The organism is Tardiphaga sp. 839_C3_N1_4, from assembly GCF_051811045.1.
In the GTDB taxonomy this organism is placed as follows: domain Bacteria; phylum Pseudomonadota; class Alphaproteobacteria; order Rhizobiales; family Xanthobacteraceae; genus Tardiphaga.
Genome location: NZ_JBPWQD010000001.1, coordinates 4,518,899 through 4,533,973, shown reverse-complemented (window position 1 = coordinate 4,533,973; position 15,075 = coordinate 4,518,899). Strand labels below are relative to the sequence as shown.

Sequence of the window (15,075 nt, the reverse complement as noted above, 5' to 3'; positions counted from 1 at the left end):
GGATGAGCGGCCGGTCAATCGAGCGCGCCGCGTCCGACTACTTCGTCCTTGAGCTCAAACGATCGACAATCCAGTCGAAGATGAACTCGTTGCCCACTGTCGGAATATCGATCTGGGCGGGCGGCGCCACCGTCTCCGACGCGCGGAAGATCTTCAGTTCAATGTCGAGGCCGTTTTGTTTCATGACGCGGCAACATTCCGTGACGTGATCGACATCGAGCCAGTCGCGCTCGCCCATCGCAACCAGGACCGGGCATTTGATATTGGCGGCGACACTACTGCTGTTGAAGCCCTCGATTTCACTCGGACAGCCCAGACCAGCCCGGCCTGAAATGCGGCTGGCAATAAATGCGCGCTCGTGAAGCTCCCAGATTCCGGCATCGCAAACAGCTGCTGCAAAGCGGTCGTCGAGATTGGCGCCGCGCGTCGCAAAGGCAGCTCCCAGGCCATCTCCGAAGATCGCAATTCGCTCCTGATCGATATCGCTGCGGTCGGCCAGGAAATCGACCCAGCCGCTGATCGCCGTTTCGACCTCATACCGACAATGCGACCCGATCATCTCCTGGCTATAGGATTGACCGGGCAAATCGACGAGCAATAGCGAGAGACCGCGGTCCAGCGCGTAGCTGGGCACCCTGTGCAAATGCTCTTCCTTGTAGTGGCCCTGTCCGACGACGCAGAGAACGACCGGCAGCGGCCGCGTCGCGCGCGGCGCAGGAACGAAGTATCCCTGCAACACACCGTCCCGCCATGGGATCTCGACGACCTCGCCGGCAGGCGTTGCATGCTGCACATAAAGTCGGGCGCAATCCTGCATCAGGGCAATGGCGGCGCCTTGCCGCGGATCGCTGCAAGCGAGCATGACCTGAGCGGTGCGATAGTAGTTGGCTGCGCGCAGCCAGTTGCTCAGCGCCGTCGGGATGCGGCCGCTGGCCAGCGCCTCCGCGGCGCGCTCACGGTTGATATCAGCCGCGCTATGCCATTCGCGGTACCAGCTCTCGTCATCGCGCGGATTGATGCGCTCCGCCGCCAGGAAACATTCCGAAACGGTACTTCCGCCTTCCTGCGCCGCGCGCAGCACGCGCAGGAACTGCAGTGAAAAGTCTTCATGGCCAGGCCATTGCTGCCAGCCACGTGCTTGCGACGACGGGATGGCCCTGCCGAAATCGATAATGGTCACATCCCTAGCCCTTGACGGAGATCGCTTGAAAGATCGACGAGAAGCATGGGTCTTGCGCCCATTTTTGTAATGGCCAGACACACTCGGGAGTCCGACTTTTCGGCAGTATTATCCGCGCTTTACGAGGGGGCAAGCATGATTATTATACCGCAACTGCACCAATTGAATGCTGCAGCGCCAACGAATGCTGCATCCAGGCCCGAAGCCGGGTAACTGCCGCGAAGTTTCGTTACTTCGGGACGATGGCTGCTGCGTCGACCCAGATTTGCGCATCGCTTTCGCGCACCGGATAGCGCCGCAAACCCCTGCTCGGCCAGCCCGGCGACATGCTGCCGTCTGCCAGATCGAACCAAGCCAAATGACGCGGACAGTGCAGCCGGCGATCGGCGACGCGGCCAAGGCTGAGATCGGCCTGCTCATGCGGACAGGCGCGCTCGCAGGCGTAGATCGTCTCGCCATCCTGCACGATGAGAACACCGAGGCCAGCCACGTTGACGCAAACGATCGTCTGTTCGGTCACGCGCTCGCGTGAGCAGACCGCGACCCATCGGGCGGGATTGTCGTCATCCGCCAAGATAGGCCCGTCGCACATGCTCGTTCTCGATCAGCTCCGCTCCCGCGCCGGACAGCACGACACGCCCAGACTCCAGCAGATAGGCATGATCGCACATCTCGAGCGCCGCAAAGGCATTCTGCTCAACTAGCAAAACAGTCGTGCCGGCGTCGCGGATCGCGCGGATGATCGCAAAGGTGCGCTCGACGATGTTGGGCGCGAGACCGAGCGAGGGTTCATCGAACATCACAAGGCGCGGGCGCGACATCAATGCACGGCCGATGGCCAGCATCTGCTGCTCGCCGCCGGACAGCGTGCCTGCCGCCTGCTTGCGGCGTTCGGCGAGGCGCGGGAACTCGCCATAAATGCGATCGCGGTCCACTGCGACTTCGCTCGTGTCCGAGCGCAGATAGGCGCCCATGTCGAGATTTTCGGCCACCGTCATATGCGGAAAAACGCGACGTCCTTCCGGACAATGTGCGATGCCCTTTGTGAGCACCCGCTGCGCGCCAATGCCGGTGATGTCTTCGCCGTCGAAATGCAGACTGCCGGAGCGCGATGGCACGAGGCCCGAGATCGCCCGCAGCGTCGTGCTTTTGCCGGCGCCATTGGCGCCAATCAGCGCCACGAGTTGGCCGGCCTTGACCGAAAGCGAAATGCCCTTGAGGGCAGAGATCTGGCCATAGGCGCAGACCATGTCACGGATCTCAAGCATGGACTGCGACCTCCTTGACCACATCCTTCCCGCTCTGACCGAGATAGGCTTCAATCACTGCGGGATTCTTGCGGATTTCGTCGGGCGGTCCCTCAGCGATGATGCGGCCGTAATTCAGCACGACGATGCGATCCGACACGCTCATCACCATCGGCATGTCGTGCTCCACCAGAAGGATCGTGACGCCACGATCCCGGATATTGCGGATCAACTGCACGAATGTATGCGTCTCCGATGCGTTCATGCCGGACACAGGCTCGTCGAGCAGCAGCATCTTCGGCTGCGCCGCCAGCGCCAATGCCACACCGACGAGCCGCTGCTCGCCATAGGAGAGTGAGCCGGCGAGATCGTTGGCACGCGCTTCCAGTCCGATCCAGCGCACCAGCTCGGCGGCACGGGCGCGCTGCGCTTTCTCGGATGCGCGGGCGCGCGGCAGGCCGAGAATGGCTTCGGCGAGACCAACTTTACCCTGACGATGTAGACCCATCAGCACATTGTCGTAGACGGTGTCGTTGGGAAACACGCTGGTGCGCTGAAAGGTGCGGATCAGCCCGAGATCCGCGATTTCATGCGGTTTCTTGCCCTTGAGGTCCGCGCCGCAATAGTTCACCGCGCCTTTGGTGGGCGAGAGAAAGCCGGTCATGACGTTGAAGGCCGTGGTCTTGCCGGCACCGTTCGGCCCGATCAGGCTGACGATCTCACCTTTGTTGACGTGGAAGTTCATGTCCGAGATCGCGACGAGACCGCCGAAATGGACGGCGACGTGTTCGATGCTGAGTACTGTCTCGGCCATCACGCATGCTCCTCCGCGGTGCGCTCGGAAACGGCGCTGGACGCCCGTCTGGTTCCGCCGGCACGGGCCAAACCGAGTTTCGCGGCGAGCGACGGCACGATGCCGCGCGGCATCACGAACAAAATGACGATGAGCACCACGCCATAGGTGATCCACTGCGCCTCCGGCGGCATGATCGGTCGCAGGAACACCGGCAGAAGGCCAAAGATGACGCCGCCGACGACGGGCCCGGCCAGCGATCCCTTGCCGCCCGACACCACCATGATCACCATGGTCACCGTCGAGATGAAAGCGAAGACGTCGGGATCGATGATACGGATGTAATGCGCGTAAAGGCTTCCCGCCGCGCCGGCAATACCGGCAGAGATCACGGCGGCCAGTGTCAGCGTCTTGGTGACGTCGATGCCGACGGCCACGGCCAGCGTTTCGTTCTCCATCAGCCCGCGCATGGCGCGGCCGTAATGCGAATGAACGAGACGCGAGATCAGGAAGTACGACATCGCGGCGACTGCGAGCACAAGATAATAATTGTGAAACTTGGTCTTCAGCACGAGATAACCAAGCCCCGGCAGACCTATGGTGATGGACGGAATATTGGTCAGCGCCAGCGGGCCTTGCGTCAGCTCGACCCAGTTCAGCGCCACCAACCTGACAACTTCGGCAAACGAGATCGTGACGATGACGAAATAGGCGCCGCGCACGCTGAAGGACAGGCGTCCGACCAGATAGCCGCAGAAGCCCGAGATGAGGATCGCCAGAAAGAAGCCAGCAATCGGCGGCCACGGCACGTGAACGATATGGAAATCACCGTAGATCGGCACATCGAAGCCCAGCGAGGTCAGCGCGCTGACATAGGCGCCGATACCGAAGAAGGCGATATGGCCAAGACTGAGCTGTCCGGTGAAGCCGAGCAACAGATTAAGGCTCATGGCGCCGATGATGAAGATGCCGGTCGTGATCAGCGCATTGAGCAGATACGGGTCGGTCAGCCACATCGGCACGGAGGCGAAGAAGGCGAGACAAAGGAGCGTGACGATCTGTTTCATCCGACGCGCTCCGCCCGTGCGAACAATCCTGTCGGCTTGAAGATCAGAACCATGATGATGATCAGGAAGCCCATGGCATCGCGATAGCCCGATGAGACATAGCCGGCGCCGAGTTCTTCAGCCAAAGCGAGAATGAAACCGCCGATCACAGCACCGGTGATATTGCCGAGGCCGCCAAGGATGACGATGGCGAAGGCCTTCACCGCAGCGAGATCGCCCATCTGCGGGAACACGACATAGACCGGACCGAGCAAGGCACCGGCGGCGGCAGCAAGGCTCGATCCGATGGCAAATGTCGAGGTGTAGATCAGGCTGACATTGACACCCATCAGTGCGGCGGTATCGGAATCCTGGAAGGTCGCGCGCATCGCCTTGCCGAGTTTCGTGAGATTGATCAGTGAGTAAGCCAGCACGATCAGCAGCGCCGCTGCGAACAGCACGAACAGTCGAAGCCACGACACGGACACGGGTCCGATCACCAGCGGTGCATCGGGAAACGGATTGTCGATCGACTTGGCGACGCCACCCCAGATCCACAGCGCGCCGGACTGCATCGCGATCCAGGCGCCGATCATCACCAGCATGGTGGTGTCGATATCGGCGCCGCGCAGCGGCCGCAGCAGCGTGATCTCAATCACGGCGCCCAGCAGCCAGCCGGCGACAATCGCCACCGGCAGCGCGACAAAGAAATTCAGACCAAGCTGATGCACGACGATGAACATCATATAGGCGCCGAACGTGTAGAGGATGCCGTGGGTGAAGTTCACCACGTTCATGATGCCGAAGATCAGCGTCAGCCCGATGCCGAGCAGCGCATAAGTGCCGCCGAGCACAAGCATATTGACGAGATGTTGCAGGAGCTGGTCCACGGGTAATCCCATCTCAGTGGTTGACTAATCTCTCCCCGCTTGCGGGGAGAGGTCGTTCGGCGAAGCGCAGCGAAGCCGGGCGGGTGAGGGGCTATCCACTTGCTCCGAGCTTGTGGAGGCTCCCCCTCACCCCGCCCCTCTCCCCGCAAGCGGGGAGAGGGAGAAGAGGATCAGAGATCCTTCATCACGATCTTGCCGCCCGAAATCTCGACCAGATAGACGTTCGGGAAGCTCTGGCCGCTCTCCGAACCTGCCGGACCCGACTTCTTGAACACGATGTCGCCGTTCAGACCCTTGACATCGATCTTCCAGAGCGCGTCCTTGATCGCTGCGGGTTCAGCCTTGCCAGCCTTCTCGATGGCGGCCGCAATGGTGCGGATGCCGTCATAGCCGCGGAAGCTCTCGGTGCAGCCGGCGAAATCGAAGCCGCGCTTCTTCCACTCGTTGATGAAGTAGGTGGTGGCTTCCGGGTTTGGCGTCTTTTCCGGCATCCAGGGCAGGAAGGTCGTCAGATGCATGGTGTCGTTCGCGGCGGCACCGGCCTGGGCGATGATCTGATCGGGATTCTGCGAGCCGCCAGTGGTGATGATCCGCTTCTTCAGACCGAGCGCTGCAGCTTGCTTGAAGATCAGCGTGAGCTGGTCGACCGCGGCGGTGATGATCACGGTCTCGGAGTCCGTTGCCTTGATCTTGGCGAGCTGCGCGCTCATGTCCTGGGCCGACTGGTCCATGGTCTCGACCAGACCGATGGTGATGCCTTTCTCCTTCATCATCTTGCTGAAGTCCTCGGCGGTGCCGCGGCCCCAGTCATTGTTGATCACAAGGAAATCCACCTTCTTCAGCGCCAGCTTGTCGACGATGTTCTTGAACGCAGCCGCTTCCACGAAGGACGGCGGCGAGATGCGGAACACGTACGGATTGCCCGACGTGGTGATCTTGCTGGCCGACGAGGTCTCGACGACCATCGCGGTTTCGTATTCGACCAGTTTCGGCATCACCGCCAGCGTGAGGCTCGAGCCCCAGGCGCCGAGCATCACTGGCGTCTTGTCGCGGGTAATCAGCTTCTCGGCGACGGCAGCGGCTTCGGTTGGATTGCTCTTGTTGTCCTCGATGACGAGTTCGATCTTCTTGCCGAGCAGGCCGCCCTTGGCATTGATTTCATCGGCGGCAATCTTGGCGCCGTTGACGACATAGGTGCCCGATGCGGCGAAGGCGCCGGTCAGCGGCTCATTGACGCCGATCTTGATGGTTTGCGCAGTTGCGGCGCTGCTCAGGAAAGCAATGGCCAGGGCGGTCGCCGAGGCGGCTTTGATTGTCCGTATCATGTGGTCCTCCAGTGTTACGCTGATGAAGCTTGCGCAGTCCAAACCCCGCCGCTCGCATGTCCGTGCGAACGTCGATCTCTCACGCCGATCCTCCACGCCCGGTGAGTCGGCGAACGACATGCATCGCGCGCTCACGCAGGAGACCAAGGATTAGCGAAACACCATTCAGATCGGCTGCCGCTGACGGCGCCGAAGTCACATCGCCCGACAGGCGGCGATCGAGGTTGCCGGCGAATTCCGCGACCAGCCGGCCCGCGAGATCGCGCACCAGCCCGCTGCGACCGACCTGTGCCAGCATGCCGGTGAGGCTGTAGCCGATGGAAAGCTCCACACGCGTGGCCACGCCGTCAACCTCCGGCACAAGCCGGTAACGAATCTCGCCCTGGGTCGTAGAGCGGCTGCGCTGGTCGTTGCCAACGCCGAGAATGCGGCCGGAGAGATTCGCCTCGTCGCGCTCGACGCGTGCAGCGCCGTTGAAATTAGCGGAAATCGGCCCGATCTTGACGCGGATCGCGCCTTCGACCCGCTCGGGTCTGGGCGTGCCGACCAGCGTGGCGCCCGGCAGGCACGAGGCGACGGCCGCGATGTCAGCGAACAGTGCGAACACTTTCGCGGGTGGATGCGCGACGGTGAATTGCTGCTCCAGCGTGGTCGATGGCGTGAAGTCTGGAATGTTCAGCGGTGCGACGGCGGCAGCCGGTTCGGATACAGCAGGCTGCGCGGGCATCAGCTTCTGGGAGCTGACACACCCATTGTGCCCTGACCCTGCCGGTCCCAGCACCTTGCGCCCGCCATCCTCCGGCGCGATATCGCGCGCGCGGCGCTCGGTGATGACCGACTGCACGGCGCGGACGATGCCGACATAACCAGTGCAACGGCAGAGATTGCCCGACATGCCGATACGGATCTGCTTCTCATCGGCATCCGGCAGGCGCTTCACCAGATCGCGTGCGGAGACCAGCATACCCGGCGTGCAGTAACCGCATTGCAAGGCATGTTCGCTCGTGAAGGCCGCGCGCAATTCGGTCGCAATCTCGTCGTGGTCGAGGCCTTCGATGGTGGTGACGTCGGCGCCATCGCAGGCCACCGCATAAGTGATGCAAGAGCGCGTCGGCACGCCGTCGACCAGGATCGTGCAGGCGCCGCAGACGCCATGTTCGCAGCCGAGATGCGTGCCGGTGAGATCGAGCGTATCGCGCATCATGTCGGCGAGACTCGTGCGCGGTTCGACCGCCCTCTGGATCACGCGCTTGTTGACGGTGAGTTCGACCGAATTCATGCCGCGGCCTCCGCAACGGCGCGGCGCAGCACCGTGACATGGATGTGCCGGTCGGCCGCGTCGCTCATGCCGGCTTTCGACAGGAGGCTATCGGCGACTCGGGGGTCGAATTTCGTCTTGAAATCGCTGGTGATGCGGCCGCCGAACAGCTCTTCAGCATTGTCGACGATAATGGGAGCCGCCTCGACCGCACCGATGACAATGCGAGCTTTGCTGGCCTCGGGATCGATCAGCACCGCACCGATGGCATGGGCAAACTCACCCGTCTTGCGGCAGCTCTTCACATAGCCCCAGCGCGCGGAGGAAGACATCACTGGCACGCGCACGGCTTCCAGCATTTCGCCGGGCTGCAGCACGCTTTCCAGTGCACCCAGCATGAAATCCTTCATCGCCACACGGCGCGCGCCTTTGGCGCTGCGCAGCGAGAGCGTTGCGCCGAGCGCTGCGAACGTGGAGACCCAATCGGCGGAGGGATCAGCATGGCTGAGCGAGCCACCGACGGTGCCGCGGTTGCGCACCGCGCGATAGGCGATGGCACTAGCCACGCGCTGCATCGCGCCGCGGGTGACGTCGGGAATGCGACCGTCCTCGATATCGGCATGGGTGACGCAGGCACCGATCACCAGCTCATCGCCGGTGACTTCCACATGCCTCAATTCGGCGAGCCCGGTGATGTCGACGATTGTGTCAGGCGCCACCAGACGCAGATTCAGCATCGGACCGAGCGACTGGCCTCCGGCCATGATCTTGATCACGCCATCGCCAGCCATTGCGGCCAGAGCCGAGGCAACATCCCGCGGACGCTCATAGGCGAAAGGTGCCGGCTTCATGCGGCGGTCCTCTTCGCATTCCGCGCGGCCAGAATGCCTTCCAGCACGCGGCGAGGCGTGATCGGCGACTGCAGCATCTCGACGCCGAGGCTGCGCAGTGCATCGTTCACCGCATTGCCGATCGCCGCCGGCGGCGCGATGGCCCCGCCTTCGCCGATGCCCTTGACCCCGAACTTGGTGTAAGGCGACGGCGTTTCCATGTGATCGAGCCACGGCATCGGCACTTCGGTCGGCCCTGGCAGCAGATAATCGGCGAGCGTGGTGTTGAGCGGCTGACCGGCGCGATCAAACGGCATCTCCTCGTAGAGCGCCGTGCCGATGCCCTGCGCGAGGCCGCCATAGATCTGGCCATCGACGATCATCGGATTGACCAGCACGCCGCCATCTTCGACGATGACGTAATCGAGAATTTCCACATCGCCCAAATCAGGATCGACGGCGACCGTGACCGCATGCGCGGCATAGCTGAACGTGCCGCTGTCACGCTGCGGCTTGTAGCCGGAGGTGGCCTCCAGGCCGCCGGGATCGACATCGCCCGGCAGATCCTGCGGGCGGCGATACCAGGTGTGCGCGATTTCCTTCAGCGTCACACTACCATTGGGCCCGCGGATCTCGCCATCCACCAGCACCACATTGGCTTCGTCGACCTGCAAAAGTTTCGCGCCGATCTTCTTGGCGCGTTCGCCGAGTTCGTGGCACGCCGTCGCCACGGCGCCACCGGCCATCACCATGCAGCGCGAGCCCCAGGTGCCGGTCGAATACGGCGTCATCGCCGTGTCGCCATGCACCACGCGAATCTTGGCGACATCGACGCCGAGCATTTCGAACGCGACCTGCGAGAGCGTCGTCTCGAGCCCCTGGCCATGCGAGTGCACGCCGACTTTAAGCTCAAGTCCGCCATCCGGCGTCAGTCGCGCGGTGGCCTGTTCATGACCAGGCACCATGGGAATGCCCCAACCGGAATAGACCGAGGTGCCATGCGCCGCCTGCTCGCAATAGATCGAGAGACCGACACCGATCAGCCGTCCGTCGGCTTCACCCTTGCGCTGACGCGCACGGATGCCATCGATATCGATCTGCGCGACGGCACGGCGCAACGCCTCGGGATAGTCGCCACTGTCGAAATGTTTCTTGGTGATGTTGTCGAACGGCATCTGCTCCGGCCGCACCAGATTGCGCAGCCGGACGTCGCCGGGCTCAAGCCCTGCTTCCGCCGCGACAAGATCGAGCATCAGCTCCAGCGCGAAACACACGCCGGTGCGGGCGACGCCGCGATAGGGCAGGATCGGACATTTGTTGGTGGCCACGGAATAGGTGCGGCAGCGATAGGCTGGCATCTGATAGGGGCCGGGCAAGATGCTGACCACCTGCGCGGCTTCAAGGCAGGCCGAGAACGGGTAAGACGAATAGGCGCCGGAATCGACCGTGGCTTCGCAGTCGATGCCGCGCAGCGTGCCGTCGCGATCGGCATAGACTGTAATCTTGTAGTGATGCTCGCGGCAGTTGGAGCTGGCGACCAGATGCTCGCGGCGATCCTCGATCCAGCGCACCGGGAAGCCACGCTTCATGGTGAGCCATGACAGGCAGACTTCCTCCGGCAGCAAGATGCCCTTGTGGCCGAAGCCGCCACCGACATCCGGCGAGACGATTCTGATCTGTCCTTGATCCATCTCAAGGCAGTCAGACAGACCGTTGCGCACAATGTGCGGCATCTGACTGCCCGTATAGAGCGTGAGCTGATCGAGACGATGATCGAACGTGGCGACGACACCCCGACCTTCGAGCGGCGACATGCATTGCCGCGCGGTCGAGATTTCGCGCGTCACCTTGATCGGCGCGTCGAGAGCCTGGGCAATATCGAATTCGAAGAAGCTTTCGAGAAAGACGTTGTCGCTCCAGTGTTCATGCACCAGCGGCGAGCCGGGCTCGCGCGCCTTCAACATGTCGTAGACGGCGGGCAGTTCTTCGAGATCGAGCGTGACGGAGGCTGCGATATCCTCGGCTTCGGCACGCGTCGGCGCGACGCACATGGCGACGAGTTCGCCGACCTGACGAATTTTATCGGTCGCCAGAATGGGTTGATCGGACGGCTTGAATCCGGCCAGCCCCGTAATCGCGCGGATCGGCTTGATGCCGACGAGATCGGCGGACGTGAAGACCACATCGCGATAACGCTCGGGAACATGGATCGCCCGGATTCGCGCATGGGCCAACGGACTGCGGACAAAAGCGACGTCCTGCAATCCCGCCAGCCTGATATCGCCGACAAATTGCCCGCGCCCGCGCATGAGGCGATCGTCCTCCTTGCGCGGCACGCGAGCGCCGACGCCCTGCTTTGAAGCAGGCGCGGCGGGCGAGATATCTCGCTCATTGCGCATCGACGGACTCCCGGCGTCTTCCCAATGGGCTTGCAAACCTCAGGCCGCGACGGCTTGAGGCAGGATCGGAGCGATCGGATCGAAGCGGACGCCTTCGCGCAGGCAGAACGCCGGCTGTAGCAGGCCGTTCGCAATCACGTCGGTATTCTCGTTGTCGCGCAGGATGTAACGGCCCGACTTCTCGACGAGCACCGAGACATCGGCATCCATGCCGACCTTGAGCGAGCCGATCTTGTCGGACAGCCCGATCATCTTCGCCGGATTGGACGTCACCATCGGCACGACCTGCTCCAGCGTGAGGCCGAGCGAAATCATCGAACTCATCGCCTGCACCAGGCTGAATTTGGCCTGGCCCTTGAACGGATGGTTCTCGTCATCCTCGTGCTCGTCCGGCGTGCCGGCCGGCGCGGGCACTTCGGTGTTGTAGCCATGGATATCGGCGCCGAGCGTATTCGGCACGATGCCGGCCGCAATCGCCTTCTTGGCGAGGCGATAGGAAAAGTGGCTGCCATGACCGACATCGATCTTGAGACCGCGATCGATCGCCGCCTGGATCACCGGATGCACCTCGCCCTCGCGATTGACGAAGCCGCCGGGATGCCGCGTGAACGGATGCGCGAGCACATCGCCTTCCTTCAGCAGCGGGATCACACGTTCCAGGATCGTATCGACGTCTTCACCGTTGTTGCCCGATTCCGGCAGACCCCAAAGCTGGCCGAAATGCACATAAACCGGCAATTCGGCGCGCTTTCCGATCTCCGCTGCCATTTCCATCACGCGAATGCCCCAGCGCGCGAAGCCGCCAATTTCGGCATGGGCCTTGATGCCGCGCACAAGGTCACGATTGGCGACGGCAGACTTCACAGTCGCATCGATATCGACGCCATCCGGGCTGTAGAGATTGGGATAGAAGTGACCCTCGAGGCCACCGACGAGATAGGTCGATAAAAACGCGTAAACGCGTGATTTCGCGGGCTCGGCGATGAAATGACGAAAGCCGGGCAGCGTCATGCAGGACGGACCACCCTGATCGATCAGCGTAGTGACGCCGGACTGCACGCCGACCATATCGGGCTGCATGCCGAAGCGGCCACTGACATACTGATAGACATGCGCGTGGGTATCGATCATGCCCGGCAGCACCAGCTTGCCTGAGACGTCGATCACCTCCTTCGCACTGGTTGGCAAAATATCGGACTGCACCGCGGCAATCTTGCCGTTGCGAATGGCGACATCCTTGAGGCCGTCGATGCCGGCTGCGGGATCGATAACGCGACCACCGCGTAGCAGCAGGTCGAATGAGGCAGTAACAGACATGGCGATCTCCTTACGCTTTGGCGGGCCCTCTTTAGAGGTTCGCCAAAATACGAAGCATACTTCGTATTTTACAAAAGCAAAGTCCGTGCCATAAACATTGCGATGCGGTAGTTTTTCAACGCGCTCGCACCATACGAGCAGTAGCCGACACAAGGAGAGACTGCGTTGCCCCAGGCCAAGCCGCGCCGTGACAAGCCCATCCACAAGCCCTGGCCGCTGGCCCAGCGACCGGGGTTTTTGATCAGACGGCTACACCAGATCCATGTCGCGCTGTTCCAGGAAGCCTGCAGTGCCTTTGAGATGACGCCACTGCAATACAGCCTGCTGTCCGCATTGGCGGCGCGCGGAACGGCCGATCAAACCAGCTTAGCTGCTGATATTGCTCTGGATCGCACGACGACGACGGGCGCGCTAAAGCGCCTCGAAGCACGCAGGCTGGTCGAGCGCCCGGTCAGCGACGACGACCGCCGCGCCCGCGTCTGCCGGCTCACACCGGCCGGTGCAGCCCTGCTCGACAAGATCGAGACCGCCGCACGCGAGGCGCACCGCGCCACGCTCGGCAACCTCACCAAGACGGAACAAACTGCGTTTATTGCCATGATGCAGCGCATTGTCGCAGCGAACAGCAGCCGCGACGGAGCCGCTGATCTATCGGATTAAGGGTCGCCGAGACGGCCCTTCCCAGATTAGAACGGCTATAAATTAATCAGCCTGATCGCGGCGCAGGCAGACAATATTCAGGACCGCAGCATCAGCCGTTCATCAGGCGGTGCGATTTCGGTGACGAGATCGCGGATCAGCGCCTTTTTTGGCAGCGGCGCCAGCGTCGTCATTCCCTCTTTGAGCCGAACCGTGCAGGCGTAATCGACCTTGCCGTCGATCAGCATCATGCATTCCTTGCACGCATTCGCATTGATGCAGGAGAAGCGAAACGCCAGCGAGGGATCCATGCTGCGCCTGATGGCACGCAAGCCATCGAGAATGGACTGGCCGTGCTCGAAGGGAATGTCGAACGTGTCCTGATGCGACGCTTCGCCAAAGGCACCGCGCTGAATGCTGAGTGTCGCCTTCATGCGGCAGCCTTTCCGGTGGCGGGCATCACTTTGCGCAGGGTCATGTCGCCATCCGACATCGCAACAATCTGGTTGACGCTCCACGCATCATCCAGACCGAGATGATCGTCGCGCTGATGCGCGCCGCGGCTTTCGGTGCGTGCGAGCGCGGGGGCAGCGACGGATTGCGCAACGGCCAGCATGTTGCGCAGGTCGAGCCAGTCGGCCAGCACGGGATCGAAGCTTTCCGCTGACGCGAACGGTGTATCGCCGATATCGGCCTTCAATTGCGCGATGGCTGATATCGCCGAGCGCAATTTCGCATCTGTGCGGAACGGACCGACATCATCGGCCATCACGGCCTGCAGTTTTACGATCACCGCTGCAGGATTTGGCGCGTCACGTTTGCTGGCACTGCGCAACAGATCGATTGCCGGCTTCGCCGCATCCGCTGACCACATCGACGCATTTGCGCGCTCCGCGGCGCTGCGGCCTGCCCGCGCGCCGAACACAAAGGCCTCGGTGATCGCATTGCCCGACAGCCTATTGGCCCCATTGGCACCGCCGACCGCTTCACCGCAAGCGAACAGTCCGGGCACGCCGGTCTGCATCATCTCGTCCACGCGGATGCCGCCCATATGATAATGCGCGATCGGCGCGACCTCGACCGGACGTTGCGCCAGATCGATGCCGTTTTCGGCGAGGCGGTCCACCACCGGCCCGAATGCCTTGCGGATCTCGGCCTCAGGCACATGCTGGAAGCTCAGATAGGCGCCGCCGGCGGGGCTGCCGCGGCCCGCTTCGACTTCCTTGGTGATCGCATAGGTGGCGAGATCACGCGTCAGCACATAGGTGCCGTCGCTGCGCTTGTCCCGCGTTGCATAGTCCTCTTCGAATTCGCGCATCTCTGAATTGAGCAGCTTGCCGCCGAGCTTGTAGCGGAACGGGTCCCACATGATCGGATCCATGCCAACGAGGCGCGGCGCGAGATGGCCAATCGGGAAGAACTGCACGAATTCCATGTCGATCAGTTCGGCACCGGCGCGGAGTGCCAGTGCATAACCGTCGCCGCCCATATTCGACGACGCACTGTTACGCCGATAGAGACCGGTGAGCCCGCCTGTCGCGATCACCACGGCCTTCGCCGCGAGCGTCACTGCCTGCCCGGTCGGCAGATGCAGGGCCGTCGCGCCGCAGGCTTCGCCGTCACGCAGAGCAATGTCCACGATAGTGAGATCGCCGATGCGGCGAATGCCGTTCGCATTATTCAGTTGCGTGCGCAGCGTCCTCGACACCGCGGGGCCCGTCGAGAGAAAATCCACATAGGCGCAGCGCGGCCGATCATGGCCCGGCGCCTGCGCCTGTTTGATATGGCCGTCCTCGCGCGCCCAGCCGACCTTCCACGCATCCATCTCGCGCAGCCGCTGCGGACCATCTTCACACAACAACGCAGCAAGGCGCTCATCACAGAGCCCGCGGCCGGCCGCGAGCGTATCGGCGAAGTGATGTTCCCAGTGATCTGACGTCTGCTCGCCGAGCGCCGCCGCCACCGTCATCTGCGCCATGACGGTCGCGCCGCCGCGCCCAATCAGGCTGCGATCGGCAAGGATTACAGAAGCGCCGTTCTTGGCGGCTTCCAGCGCGGCATACATGCCCGCACCTCCCGCGCCGATGACGAGAACGTCGGATTCGAGATGGATGGGAACCGAGGTCACGGGAGAAGATGATGTCATGGTCA

At 62.5% G+C, this 15,075-nt stretch carries 14 protein-coding genes; 1 reads left to right on the top strand and 13 read right to left on the bottom strand.

Annotated features, from left to right (window positions below):
* Positions 1–37: 37 nt before the first annotated feature.
* The 11 genes from AB8A38_RS21695 to AB8A38_RS21645 all read right to left on the bottom strand — a co-directional run bounded on the left by AB8A38_RS21695 (position 38) and on the right by AB8A38_RS21645 (position 12,285).
* Complete coding sequence (locus AB8A38_RS21695) at positions 38–1,180, bottom strand: alpha/beta hydrolase family protein (RefSeq protein WP_439087357.1); 1,143 nt, start codon at positions 1,178–1,180, stop codon at positions 38–40.
* A gap of 229 nt (positions 1,181–1,409) precedes the next feature.
* Entirely contained in the window at positions 1,410–1,754 is a 345-nt protein-coding gene (locus tag AB8A38_RS21690) for a Rieske (2Fe-2S) protein (RefSeq protein WP_439087356.1), read from the bottom strand.
* A complete protein-coding gene (locus AB8A38_RS21685; protein WP_068729545.1) occupies positions 1,744–2,448 on the bottom strand; it encodes an ABC transporter ATP-binding protein in 705 nt (234 codons plus the stop codon). The genes AB8A38_RS21690 and AB8A38_RS21685 overlap by 11 nt, the downstream gene beginning before the upstream one ends.
* Complete coding sequence (locus AB8A38_RS21680; RefSeq protein ID WP_439087355.1) at positions 2,441–3,241, bottom strand: ABC transporter ATP-binding protein; 801 nt, start codon at positions 3,239–3,241, stop codon at positions 2,441–2,443. Before AB8A38_RS21680 ends, AB8A38_RS21685 begins: the two co-directional genes overlap by 8 nt.
* Positions 3,241–4,287 (bottom strand): branched-chain amino acid ABC transporter permease, encoded by a 1,047-nt coding sequence (locus tag AB8A38_RS21675; protein ID WP_439087354.1) that lies wholly within the window; start codon positions 4,285–4,287, stop codon positions 3,241–3,243. Before AB8A38_RS21675 ends, AB8A38_RS21680 begins: the two co-directional genes overlap by 1 nt.
* Complete coding sequence (locus tag AB8A38_RS21670; protein ID WP_170849610.1) at positions 4,284–5,156, bottom strand: branched-chain amino acid ABC transporter permease; 873 nt, start codon at positions 5,154–5,156, stop codon at positions 4,284–4,286. The genes AB8A38_RS21675 and AB8A38_RS21670 overlap by 4 nt, the downstream gene beginning before the upstream one ends.
* Before the next feature lie 170 nt (positions 5,157–5,326).
* Entirely contained in the window at positions 5,327–6,481 is a 1,155-nt protein-coding gene (locus AB8A38_RS21665) for an ABC transporter substrate-binding protein (RefSeq protein WP_315839585.1), read from the bottom strand.
* Between the two features lie 79 nt (positions 6,482–6,560).
* A complete protein-coding gene (locus AB8A38_RS21660) occupies positions 6,561–7,760 on the bottom strand; it encodes a xanthine dehydrogenase family Fe-S subunit (protein ID WP_439087353.1) in 1,200 nt (399 codons plus the stop codon).
* A complete protein-coding gene (locus AB8A38_RS21655; RefSeq protein ID WP_439087352.1) occupies positions 7,757–8,590 on the bottom strand; it encodes an FAD binding domain-containing protein in 834 nt (277 codons plus the stop codon). Before AB8A38_RS21655 ends, AB8A38_RS21660 begins: the two co-directional genes overlap by 4 nt.
* Positions 8,587–10,968 (bottom strand): xanthine dehydrogenase family protein molybdopterin-binding subunit, encoded by a 2,382-nt coding sequence (locus AB8A38_RS21650; RefSeq protein ID WP_439087351.1) that lies wholly within the window; start codon positions 10,966–10,968, stop codon positions 8,587–8,589. The genes AB8A38_RS21655 and AB8A38_RS21650 overlap by 4 nt, the downstream gene beginning before the upstream one ends.
* Positions 10,969–11,007: 39 nt before the next feature.
* Positions 11,008–12,285 carry an amidohydrolase/deacetylase family metallohydrolase gene (locus AB8A38_RS21645; RefSeq protein WP_439087350.1) on the bottom strand — a complete coding sequence of 426 codons (1,278 nt, stop codon included), beginning with the start codon at positions 12,283–12,285 and terminating at the stop codon, positions 11,008–11,010.
* A gap of 165 nt (positions 12,286–12,450) precedes the next feature.
* Here AB8A38_RS21645 and AB8A38_RS21640 point away from each other — a divergent pair, with 165 nt between their 5' ends.
* Positions 12,451–12,945, top strand: a complete 495-nt coding sequence (locus tag AB8A38_RS21640; RefSeq protein WP_315839594.1) for a MarR family winged helix-turn-helix transcriptional regulator — start codon at positions 12,451–12,453, stop codon at positions 12,943–12,945.
* A gap of 77 nt (positions 12,946–13,022) precedes the next feature.
* On the opposite strand, the gene AB8A38_RS21635 is transcribed toward AB8A38_RS21640, so the two are convergent.
* Positions 13,023–13,358 carry a 2Fe-2S iron-sulfur cluster-binding protein gene (locus tag AB8A38_RS21635; protein WP_439087349.1) on the bottom strand — a complete coding sequence of 112 codons (336 nt, stop codon included), beginning with the start codon at positions 13,356–13,358 and terminating at the stop codon, positions 13,023–13,025.
* Positions 13,355–15,070 (bottom strand): FAD-binding protein, encoded by a 1,716-nt coding sequence (locus AB8A38_RS21630; protein WP_439087348.1) that lies wholly within the window; start codon positions 15,068–15,070, stop codon positions 13,355–13,357. Before AB8A38_RS21630 ends, AB8A38_RS21635 begins: the two co-directional genes overlap by 4 nt.
* Positions 15,071–15,075 lie beyond the last annotated feature (5 nt).

What these genes read in the sequence shown, in the direction of transcription:
- AB8A38_RS21680 (WP_439087355.1), bottom strand. Translation starts at nt 3,241, where the DNA reads ATGGCCGAGACAGTACTCAGCATCGAACACGTCGCCGTCCATTTCGGC.
- AB8A38_RS21665 (WP_315839585.1), bottom strand. Translation starts at nt 6,481, where the DNA reads ATGATACGGACAATCAAAGCCGCCTCGGCGACCGCCCTGGCCATTGCT.
- AB8A38_RS21655 (WP_439087352.1), bottom strand. Translation starts at nt 8,590, where the DNA reads ATGAAGCCGGCACCTTTCGCCTATGAGCGTCCGCGGGATGTTGCCTCG.
- AB8A38_RS21685 (WP_068729545.1), bottom strand. Translation starts at nt 2,448, where the DNA reads ATGCTTGAGATCCGTGACATGGTCTGCGCCTATGGCCAGATCTCTGCC.
- AB8A38_RS21635 (WP_439087349.1), bottom strand. Translation starts at nt 13,358, where the DNA reads ATGAAGGCGACACTCAGCATTCAGCGCGGTGCCTTTGGCGAAGCGTCG.
- AB8A38_RS21650 (WP_439087351.1), bottom strand. Translation starts at nt 10,968, where the DNA reads ATGCGCAATGAGCGAGATATCTCGCCCGCCGCGCCTGCTTCAAAGCAG.
- AB8A38_RS21630 (WP_439087348.1), bottom strand. Translation starts at nt 15,070, where the DNA reads ATGACATCATCTTCTCCCGTGACCTCGGTTCCCATCCATCTCGAATCC.
- AB8A38_RS21660 (WP_439087353.1), bottom strand. Translation starts at nt 7,760, where the DNA reads ATGAATTCGGTCGAACTCACCGTCAACAAGCGCGTGATCCAGAGGGCG.
- AB8A38_RS21645 (WP_439087350.1), bottom strand. Translation starts at nt 12,285, where the DNA reads ATGTCTGTTACTGCCTCATTCGACCTGCTGCTACGCGGTGGTCGCGTT.
- AB8A38_RS21675 (WP_439087354.1), bottom strand. Translation starts at nt 4,287, where the DNA reads ATGAAACAGATCGTCACGCTCCTTTGTCTCGCCTTCTTCGCCTCCGTG.